This is a genomic window from Polyangium sp. y55x31 (assembly GCF_029946505.1).
Taxonomy (GTDB): domain Bacteria; phylum Myxococcota_A; class Polyangia; order Polyangiales; family Polyangiaceae; genus Polyangium.
Genome location: NZ_JARZHG010000078.1, coordinates 1 through 8,922, shown reverse-complemented (window position 1 = coordinate 8,922; position 8,922 = coordinate 1). Strand labels below are relative to the sequence as shown.

Annotated in this window: 4 protein-coding genes and 2 pseudogenes; 2 read left to right on the top strand and 4 right to left on the bottom strand. The window is 71.1% G+C overall.

Translation table 11 applies throughout. The features are described from left to right. From QHF84_RS49730 to QHF84_RS49715, 4 genes and pseudogenes are all read right to left on the bottom strand, one after another. Positions 1-1,221, bottom strand: a pseudogene (locus tag QHF84_RS49730) (hypothetical protein); the annotation flags it as partial. A gap of 16 nt (positions 1,222-1,237) precedes the next feature. Further along, positions 1,238-2,524 (bottom strand): PQQ-binding-like beta-propeller repeat protein, encoded by a 1,287-nt coding sequence (locus QHF84_RS49725; protein ID WP_281320714.1) that lies wholly within the window; start codon positions 2,522-2,524, stop codon positions 1,238-1,240. Then, a complete protein-coding gene (locus tag QHF84_RS49720) occupies positions 2,521-2,892 on the bottom strand; it encodes a hypothetical protein (RefSeq protein WP_281320713.1) in 372 nt (123 codons plus the stop codon). The genes QHF84_RS49725 and QHF84_RS49720 overlap by 4 nt, the downstream gene beginning before the upstream one ends. A 24-nt stretch (positions 2,893-2,916) precedes the next feature. After that, complete coding sequence (locus QHF84_RS49715) at positions 2,917-6,243, bottom strand: DNA translocase FtsK 4TM domain-containing protein (protein WP_281320712.1); 3,327 nt, start codon at positions 6,241-6,243, stop codon at positions 2,917-2,919. 207 nt (positions 6,244-6,450) lie between these two features. On the opposite strand from QHF84_RS49715, the gene QHF84_RS49710 reads away from it, so the two are divergent. Both QHF84_RS49710 and QHF84_RS49705 read left to right on the top strand, forming a co-directional pair. Beyond that, positions 6,451-8,100, top strand: a complete 1,650-nt coding sequence (locus QHF84_RS49710) for a hypothetical protein (RefSeq protein WP_281320711.1) — start codon at positions 6,451-6,453, stop codon at positions 8,098-8,100. Between the two features lie 115 nt (positions 8,101-8,215). Beyond that, positions 8,216-8,922: pseudogene (locus tag QHF84_RS49705) on the top strand (hypothetical protein); the annotation flags it as partial.

Sequence of the window (8,922 nt, the reverse complement as noted above, 5' to 3'; positions counted from 1 at the left end):
GGGCGGCGGCTGCGGGGCCGGCGGCAGAGGCGGCGGCCTCACGGACGGCGGCTGCGGAGGCACGGGCGGACGCACGGAGGCCGGAGCCGGCGGCGCGACCGCGGGGTTCGCGGGAGACGAGCCGCGCACCGGCGGAGGCGGCGGCGCCTTGGGAGCCGGCGGCGCAGCGGCCGAAGCCGGCGGCGCGGCGAGCGCGGTGCCGCCGGGGAGCGGCGGCGGGACGGCGCGCTTTTTCCCGAGGGTCTGCTCGAGCGGCGCGGCCGAGGTGATGACGTCGTCGTCTTCGAGGAGGGTCGTGACACGCGGCCGCGCGAGGGTGGCGCTCGACTCGCCCGTCACCGTCTTGCGGCGCGGCGCCGGCTCTTCCCCGCGGGGCAGGTTCGCGCTTTGCGGATCCCCTTCCGACCAGGGATCGAGGATCGGCGAGCGGAGCGGGACCTTGCGTTGCTGCGCCACGGCCTTGCCCGGCGCAGGCGGCGGCGTGGTCGTCGGCCGCGTGTTCGTCGCCGGCATCGGCGGCGGGGTCACGGAGCGCGGCGGAGGACGCACCGAGGGAGGGCGCGACGGCGGCGCGAGGAGGTCGCCTTCGGGGACGGGCGGCGGGAGCGGCGAGACGGGCGGCGGGAGCGGCGCGGCAGCCGGCGGCGGGACGCTCGGCGCGGGAGCCGCCACGAACGGCGCGGCCGGGGGCAAGACCGAGGGCGGCGGCGGCGGTCGCAAGGAGCCGGGCGACGGCGCGGTGAGCGTGCTCTGCGGAGGAAGCGGCGGCGGAGCGATGGTGGGGGGTCGCGCGGTGGCGGGGACGGCGGAGGGAGGATGTGGCGTCGCTTGGGGTGGTACGGGCGGCGGCGCCATCGGCGGCAGGGGCGGCGCGGGCGGCGCGGGTGGCGCGATCGCGGGCCTCACGTGCGCGGGCGGCGGCGTGCCGGTGTTGGCATCGAACTCGATGTCGAACGACGGCAGCGGCGGGCGCGGGGCATCCGGCGCGGCGGGCGCGGCGGCGTTGAGGGCGTCGTCGAGCTCCTGGGCATACATCCCGAGCTCGGAGGCGCGGAAGACGTTGCCCGAGGACTCGGCGGCCTCGGCCGCGCGACGGAGCCACACGACGGCGTCCCTTCGCTCACCACGCGCCCACAGCGTTCTCGCAGTCGACAACCCCCAGACGACATCCTCCGCGTCGTCGGGGCGCGCCTCGGGAAGCGTCACCGAAAGCTCGGCCATGACCAGACCACCCCTATCACAGGCCGTTTCTGGTCGGTGCGGGAAGTGCCGCCCCTTGGATCGCGTACAGGCGACCGTCCTCTGTGCCGGCGTACAGGACCCCGCCCGGGCCGAGGACGAGCGGCGCGTCCACGTCGCCCGTCACGGGGACCGCGAAGAGCCGCGATCCGCGGGAATCCAGGGCGTAGACGTGGTCGTCGGCCGCGCCGAAGTAGAGGCGCCCCTCGGCGTCGACGAGCGGCCCGCCTGAGACGCCGAGCTCCCGTGGGCCGCCCTCCCGTACCCGAAAGGCAAACCTCTCGGCGCCGCTCGTCGGATCCAGGGCGACAATGCCCGGCCTCGGGCCGTACACTCCCGCGATCACACTCCCGTCACGGCCGAGCGAGAGCCCGCCGCGGACGAACCCGCCGACATCCGCGCGAAACCGGAGCGCGCCGCTCTTCTCGAAACCGAAGACGTGCCCGCCGTCGGTGCCGACGAAGATCGCGCCGTCGTCGCCGACGAGCGGCGCGCAGTCGACGTCGCTGCCGAGATCACGGCGGAAGACACGCGCGCCGGAGAGCGTGAACGCGTGGAGGTGATCGTCCTGCGCGCCGACGTAGATCGTGCCGTCGTCGGCGATCGCGGGTGAGCCGTAGATCTTGCGCTGCAAGCGGATGCGCGTGCGGAGCGATCCGCTCGGACGAATCACGTAGAGCGAGCTGCCGGCGGCGATCACGATCGATCCATCGGGCGCTTCGGCCGGCGCAGTGTCGGCGTCCCCGTCGACGAGGAGCTGCCAGAGGATGCGGCCGTCCGAGAGGCGAACGGCGACGACACGATCGGCGTCGGAGCCGAGGACAGCGTGATCGCCGGTGATGAGCGGGCTTGTGTAGATGCGATCGCCGAGGCTGATCTTCCAGCGCAGATCACCCGTGGGCGAGAGGCGCACGAGCGCGCCGTCGAGCGACGCGACGAGGAGATCGCCGCCTTCGAGGATGGCGGGCATCGCGGCGATGGATGCGCGGGCCTCGTGGAGGACGGTGGCGGTGGGGAGCGTACGCGGGCCGTAGAAAGGGCTTCGATGGTGGCGTTTTGCGTCACCGCGGAAGGTGCGGCTCGGAGGACCTCGCACGACGACGTCGGGCGGCGGAGGTGGCGGCGGCGGCGGAAACGCCTCCGCGAGGCGAAGGGCCGGATCGAGGATCGCGTGTTCGGTCGAGCGCGCGATCACGAGCGTCTCGGGCGCGCGTCCTGCGGTGAGGGCTGCGCAGATCGTCGCAGCGGCCGCGGACGCGAAGAGCGGCCCCGGCTTGATCTTCACCGCGCGCGGCGACCGTTACTCCGCGACGAACCGCTGCGCTTCTCGTGGGCGCGGCTCTTCGCCGGGCTCGCGCCGTTCAAACCCGACGAACCATGCGCGCCGCTCGCCGCGCCGTTCGTGACGACGCCGTTCACGGCATGCGCGCCGTTCATCGTGTAGCCGTGCTCCACGCAGCGACGCATCATCTCTTCTTTTCCGGCGAGCGAAACCGACTCGCCGGGCATGCGCCGCGCGAGCCACGCGATCAGCGTGAGCCCCGCTTCCCGAGCGGCGGGCGGCAACGAGTTTTCCCGAAGGAGGCTCGTGATCTGGCCGATGAGCCGTGTGCGCTCTTCTTCGCACGCCATCTCGAGCGGTTTCTCTAGCACGCGGGGACGGAAAACAAATAGCGATCAGAGGGGCGCGATCAGCACCTCCCGGTCCTTCGCTCCGTTCGCGGGACCGACGATCCCACGCTTTTCCATGGCCTCGACGATTTTTGCCGCACGGTTGTAGCCAACCCCGAGCTTGCGCTGGATCCAGGAGGTCGAGCAGCGCCGCGTCTCGGCCACGATCCTTACGGCAGCGTCGTACATCGGATCGTTCTCGGCATCATTCGTGTCCGCCTCCTGGCCCTCCTCGTCGCGCGGCTTGAGGATCGCCTCGTCGTAAACCGGTTCTCCCTGGAGGCGCAGGAAGTCCGTGATCCGCTGCACCTCTTCCTCGCTCGCGAAGGGGCACTGGACGCGGCGCGTATCGGTCGCGCCGTTCATCTTCACGAGCATGTCGCCACGGCCGAGCAGGTGCTCGGCACCCTGCTCGTCGAGGATCGTGCGGCTGTCGACCTTCTGCGCCACGCGGAACGCGATACGCGTCGGGAAGTTCGCCTTGATCATGCCCGTGATGACGTCGACGCTCGGGCGCTGCGTCGCGAGGATGACGTGCATGCCCGCCGCGCGCGCCTTCTGCGCGAGACGCGCGACGCTCGCCTCCACGTCCTTGCCCTGCTGCATCATGAGATCGGCGAACTCGTCGACGACGATCACGATGTACGGAATCTTCTCCGGCAAGGCCACGTCGGTTCCGTCCTTGGCCGCGTCGACCTCGACCTCGAGCCCCTCGGCCGAGATCGCGGCGACCTTCTTCGGCGGCCGCGGAGGCTTGGCCTCGCCGCGCGCCACCTTCTCGACCCACGCGTTGTACGTGCCGATGTTCTTCGTGCCCGCGTTCGCGAAGAGCTGGTAGCGCCGCTCCATCTCGTCGACGGCCCACTTGAGCGCGTTCGCCGCCTGCTTCATGTCCGTCACGACCGGAAGCAGCATGTGCGGGATGCGATCGAAGGGCGCGAGCTCGACGACCTTCGGATCGATCATGAGCATGCGCAGCTCCTCGGGCGTCTTGCGGAAGAGCAGGCTCACGAGCATGACGTTGAGGCCGACGCTCTTGCCGGCGCCCGTCGCGCCCGCGACGATCACGTGCGGCATGGACGCGAGGTCGGCGAAGTACGGCGCGCCGATGATGTCGCGGCCGAGCACGCAAGGCAGCGGCGCCTTCATCTCCTGGAAGCGTCGATCCTCGACGAGCTCGCGCAGCGACACGGGCATGCGCCGCTCGTTCGGCAGCTCGAAGCCGATGCGGTTCTTGCCCGGGATCGGCGCGATGATGCGCACCTTGCGCGAGAGCCCGAGCGCGAGGTCGTCGGCGAGGCTCGCGACCTTCGAGACCTTCGTGCCCGCCGCGGGCGCGACCTCGAACGTGGTGACGGTCGGACCCGGGTGGATCTCCTCGACCTTGCCGCTCACGCCGTAATCCGCGAGCGTCTTCTCGAGGAGCGCGGCGCTCTCGCGGAGCTGCTCTTCGTCGATGGCGAACTTGTCGCCGGGCGAGGGCGGTTCGAGCATGTCCGTCGTGGGCAAGCGGAAGCCCTTGCCGACGGCAGGCACGACCTTCACGACCTCGGGCGCGCTCGGCTTCTCGGGCGCGCGCGTGATCGCCTGCGGCGCGACGGGCGCAGCGGGCGCGGCAGGCGCGACCGCGGGCGCGGGCGTCACGGGCTTGGCGATGGGCTTCGGCGGCTCGACCTTCACGGGCGCGATCGGGCTCTCGTCGATCGCCTCTTCCGGTTCGTCCTCGTTCACCTGTGCTTCGCGCTCGAGGTCGCGCTCGTCCTCGTCGTACGCTTCGTCCTCTTCGTCTTCGTCGTCGACCTCGTTCACGACCGCAGGCTCGGGCGTGGGCGTGGGCGGCGGAGGCAGCGCCGGCGCGGGCTTGGCCTTCGGCTCGATCGATCGCGAGGGCTTCGTGGTCGCCTTGGGCGCGCGTTCCTTCGGCGGCGCCGCGGGCGGCGTCGGCGTGGCGGCGTCGAAGAACGCTTCTCCCGCGGCCATGTCCGAGACGGCCATGATCGCCACGGGATCCGCGGGCGGCACGAAGATCGCGGGCCCCGTCGACTCCTTGACGGCCTGCGTGATCGGCGCGGGCGCAGGTACAGCGGGCGCAGGTGCAGCGGGCGCCGCGGGCGTGATCGGGGCAGGCGCGATCGGGGCAGGCGCGATCGCAGCAGGCGCAGCCGATGCAGCAGGCGTGATTGGAAGAGGTGCAGGCGCAGGTGCAGCCGACGCAGCCGGCGTGATCGATCGCGCCGCCTCCGCCTCCGCCGCCGCCGTATTCGTCACGATCACCGGCGCCGCTGCCGCATTCTCCTTCGACTCCGTCTCCCCCGCGGCCGCAGGCTTCGCCGTCGGCGCGCGCCGCTTGCGTTGCTGCGGCTTCGGCGCGTCCGCCTCGACGAGCGCGCTCGCGATCACGCCGCCGTCGTTCCACGCGACCGGCAGCGCCGGCTCCGACGCGCCCTTCGCGATCACCACGTTCATCGCGTCGGGCGTCGCGTCCTTCTTGACCTCGTCGTCATCACCCGCCGTCAGCGCCGCGATGATCGCGTCCGCCGCGGGTGTCGCCACGATCTTCGCGTCCGCGGCGCGCTCGGCCTTCTCGTCCTTCGTGCTCGCGCGCTCGATCTCGCGCGCCTTCTGCCACGCCGACGCGAGCGCCTTCAGCCCGAACGCGCCCTTCTCGCCGGCCGTCTCCAGCGACTTTCGCATCCGCTGCACGAGCTCGATGAACGAGAACGTCGCGCGCTGGACCAGGATCAACGACACGACCGTCAGGCCGATGATGTACGAGCCGATCGCCGAGAACAGCGATCGCATCACCTCGCCGAAGAGCTCGCCCACTGCGCCGCCGAGCGGCATCGCGCCGAACGACGTCGAGAGCGGAAACGCCACGTGCGCGAGCGCCGCCAGGATCACGATGACCACGATGTCGCCGCCGAACCGCGACACGCTCGCGCGTGACGGCTTTCCTCCGAGCAGCGGCGCCGACAGCGCCACGAGCTCGAGCGGCAGCGCCCACGCGACGACGCCCACCGTGCTCGCCGAAAACCCTGCGAACGCCGCGCCCACGGGCCCGACCCAGTCCGGCCCTACGACCTCCGGACGCAGCGGATCCCCGCGGAACGACGCCAGCGCGAGCGACGTGTAGAGCGCGGACGCGAGCAGCACGAGCGCCGCCGCCTCCCGCGCATACGTGTGGCGCGCCGGCGCGGCCGTCGCCGCGGACGCACCCTCGCCCTCGCCCCCCCGGCCTCCGCCCCCACGTGTTCTTTTCGTGGGCGACGAAACAGTTTCACCGGGACCCGGGGCGGTCTGCACACGACGCGGAGCGAAGAGAGGAACGGTCATGGCCTACCTGAACCTACCTTGCCTACATATTCCCACTCTTCCCTCTATGCAAGTCCCTGGTGGCGAAGCCGGCGGGACGTGATCGAGGGTACAGAGGTTCCCCCTGTTCGGCGCGGCGCGGCGAGGTTCAGCCTTTGTTAAGGACCCGAAATTCTTTGAGCCTGGGACGCCCCGAGCGGTACCATCGCCGCCATTCCCAAGGACAGCATGCGAAGCGTTGATGGAGCAGGGCCGCGCCCCAAGACCGCGAGCGTTCTCGCGACGTGCCTCGTGGCCTTGGGCATGGGGCTCGCGGTGAGCGGTTGCCGTGTCGACGACAACGACATCCACCGCTGGGAAAACACGGCCCACGGCCCGAAAAAGCTCTGCGCCGTGCTGCTCTACGACAAGTACGACACCTCGCTCCGCGTCGAGAGCGCGCTCGCGCTGATCCGCATGAAGCCGCGATCCGGCAGGCGCCTCGCCTTCACCCAGATCGACAGCGAGGATCCGCCGGAGAACGAGGCCTGCAAAGGCAGCCTCGTCGACGTGCTCTCGGGCCTGCGCGCCGAGGTCCAAGCGCCGATCGTGTCGCAGCTCGTCTCGTCGATCATCGTGGAACTGAAGCGTCCGCCGCCCGTCGCACAGCCGGGACAGCCGGCGCCCGCGGACGGATCGTTCCCGTACAAGGACGCGGCCTACGCGATGCTCGTCGCGGACAAGCCGCCGCTCCTCACGGACGAAGGCCTGAAGCAGACGCTGCGCGGCGCGCTCGTCGAGTGGGCGATGGCGGACTTCGAGCGCCGCCTCGAAGCGCGCGGCCAGGCCTACGGGATGGAGCAGCTCCTGCGCGTGATCGGGGCGGAAGCGGTCGTCGGGCTGCCGAAGCTCATGACGAAGGACGCGCGCAAGCTCGACTCGATGGCCTCGCTCGTGGCGGAGCTCGGCGACGCGAAGACGAAAGAAGGCGCGTCGGCGGCGCTCGTCGAGGTCGCGAAGTGGATCCTCTCGGACGACTGGACGAAGGTCCGCACGCCCGAGCTCAAGGACGCGAACGCGGCGCAAAAGCTCACGCCGACCGAGGAGCAATTCAAGAAGCAGATCGAGACGCTCCAGGACGACGAGCTCATCAAGGTCTTCGCCTCGATGCGCAAGGTCGGCCAGAGGCCCGTCGTCGACCACCTGCTCGGCTTCGCGGCGCGCAAGGATCAGAGCGAAAAACGAAGGCAAACCGCGCTCGCCGCGCTCGAAGGGCACCTCAAGAAGGACAACGCCGACGACGTCAAGCGGATCCTCGAGATCGCGGGCAGCGACGCGCCCGACGTCGTGCTGGATCAAGCCTTCCGCCGCGTCGGCGAGCTGCCCCGCGACGCCGTGGTCGACAAGCTCTACGCCCTGTTCAAGACCGACAAGTGGAAGGTGCGCCGCGCCGCCGCGACGACGGTGCTGAAAATGTCGAAGGTCAAGGACGTGGGCGAGTTCCTCGGGAAGCTCCCCGACGACAAAAACTTCGCCCTCGGCGAGGCGCTCACGTATGGCGCATATCTGGGCGAGCTGAAGGAGGGCACGCCCCTCGACGCGCTGAAGAAATACTTCAGCGCTGGATCACCCGCAGCGCGGACGAGCGCGATCGCGTATTATTTCTCGTACGGGACCTCGGCGGACGTCTCCTCCCTGTCCTCCCTCGAATCCGACGAGGGCAGGGCCCCGAAGTGCGACAGCGACCCGGATTGCAAATGGGTCTGCGAGGTCCCCAAAGAGGGCAGCCAGGAGCGCGAGCAGAAAGAGATCAAGACGATCGGCGAGTTCGTCCGCCACTGCGTCGTGCCGGCCATGAAGGAGCGCAAACCCGAAGCTGCCAAGGAGCAAAAGAAATGAGCGGCGGAGCACGCCCCGCGATCCGCAATCGCAGAGCGTGCCGCACAGGTCTCGGAGGATCGGACTTGCCGGTTCCTCAGCACGGCTCGGAACCATCGACGACGATTAGGGAAAAATGAGCGCGGATCCGAACAAGAAGAGCGCAAGGACATTCCAGTGCCGCGACGTCCTCTGGGAGACGTTCGAACAGATGGCGCGTGAGCTGGAGTGCTCGATCGACTACCTCATCAACGAGTCGATGAAGCAGTACGCGCGGCAGCGTAGCTACAGCCCGCGTACACCGTTCCCCGGCGCGGTCCGCAGCGAGTCGGCCCCCGGAAGCGGCAGCCCGATGTCGACGCCGGGGATCCCCGCGCCGCCGCCGTCGCCGCCGCCCGGGTATCCGCCCGCCCCGGGCCCCAGCACCGGCGTCTCGATGACCGCGGCGGCGTACAGCTCGGCCCCGATCGGCGCCGGCATGCCGCCCGCACCGCCGCCCATGGTCGGCGCCCCGACCCAGCCGCCCGCGCCGCCGGCGATGCTCGGCACGCCGCCCGGGCCGCCTGGGCCCCCGCCCATGATGGGTGCGCCGCCCGCGCCCCCCGGGCCCATGATGGGTGGCCCCGGTGCGCCGCCCGCGCCCCCGCCCATGATGGGCGCGCCGCCCGGGCCGCCTGGGCCCCCGCCCATGATGGGTGGCCCCGGTGCGCCGCCCGCGCCTCCGCCCATGATGGGTGGTCCCGGCCCGGGACCGGGCCTCGGTGCGCCGCCGCCTCCGCCGCCGTCGCCCTATGGCGCGCCGCCGCCTCCGCCGCCGTCGCCCTACGGTGCTCCGCCGAGCCT

What these genes read in the sequence shown, in the direction of transcription:
- QHF84_RS49715 (WP_281320712.1), bottom strand. Translation starts at nt 6,243, where the DNA reads ATGACCGTTCCTCTCTTCGCTCCGCGTCGTGTGCAGACCGCCCCGGGT.
- QHF84_RS49710 (WP_281320711.1), top strand. Translation starts at nt 6,451, where the DNA reads ATGCGAAGCGTTGATGGAGCAGGGCCGCGCCCCAAGACCGCGAGCGTT.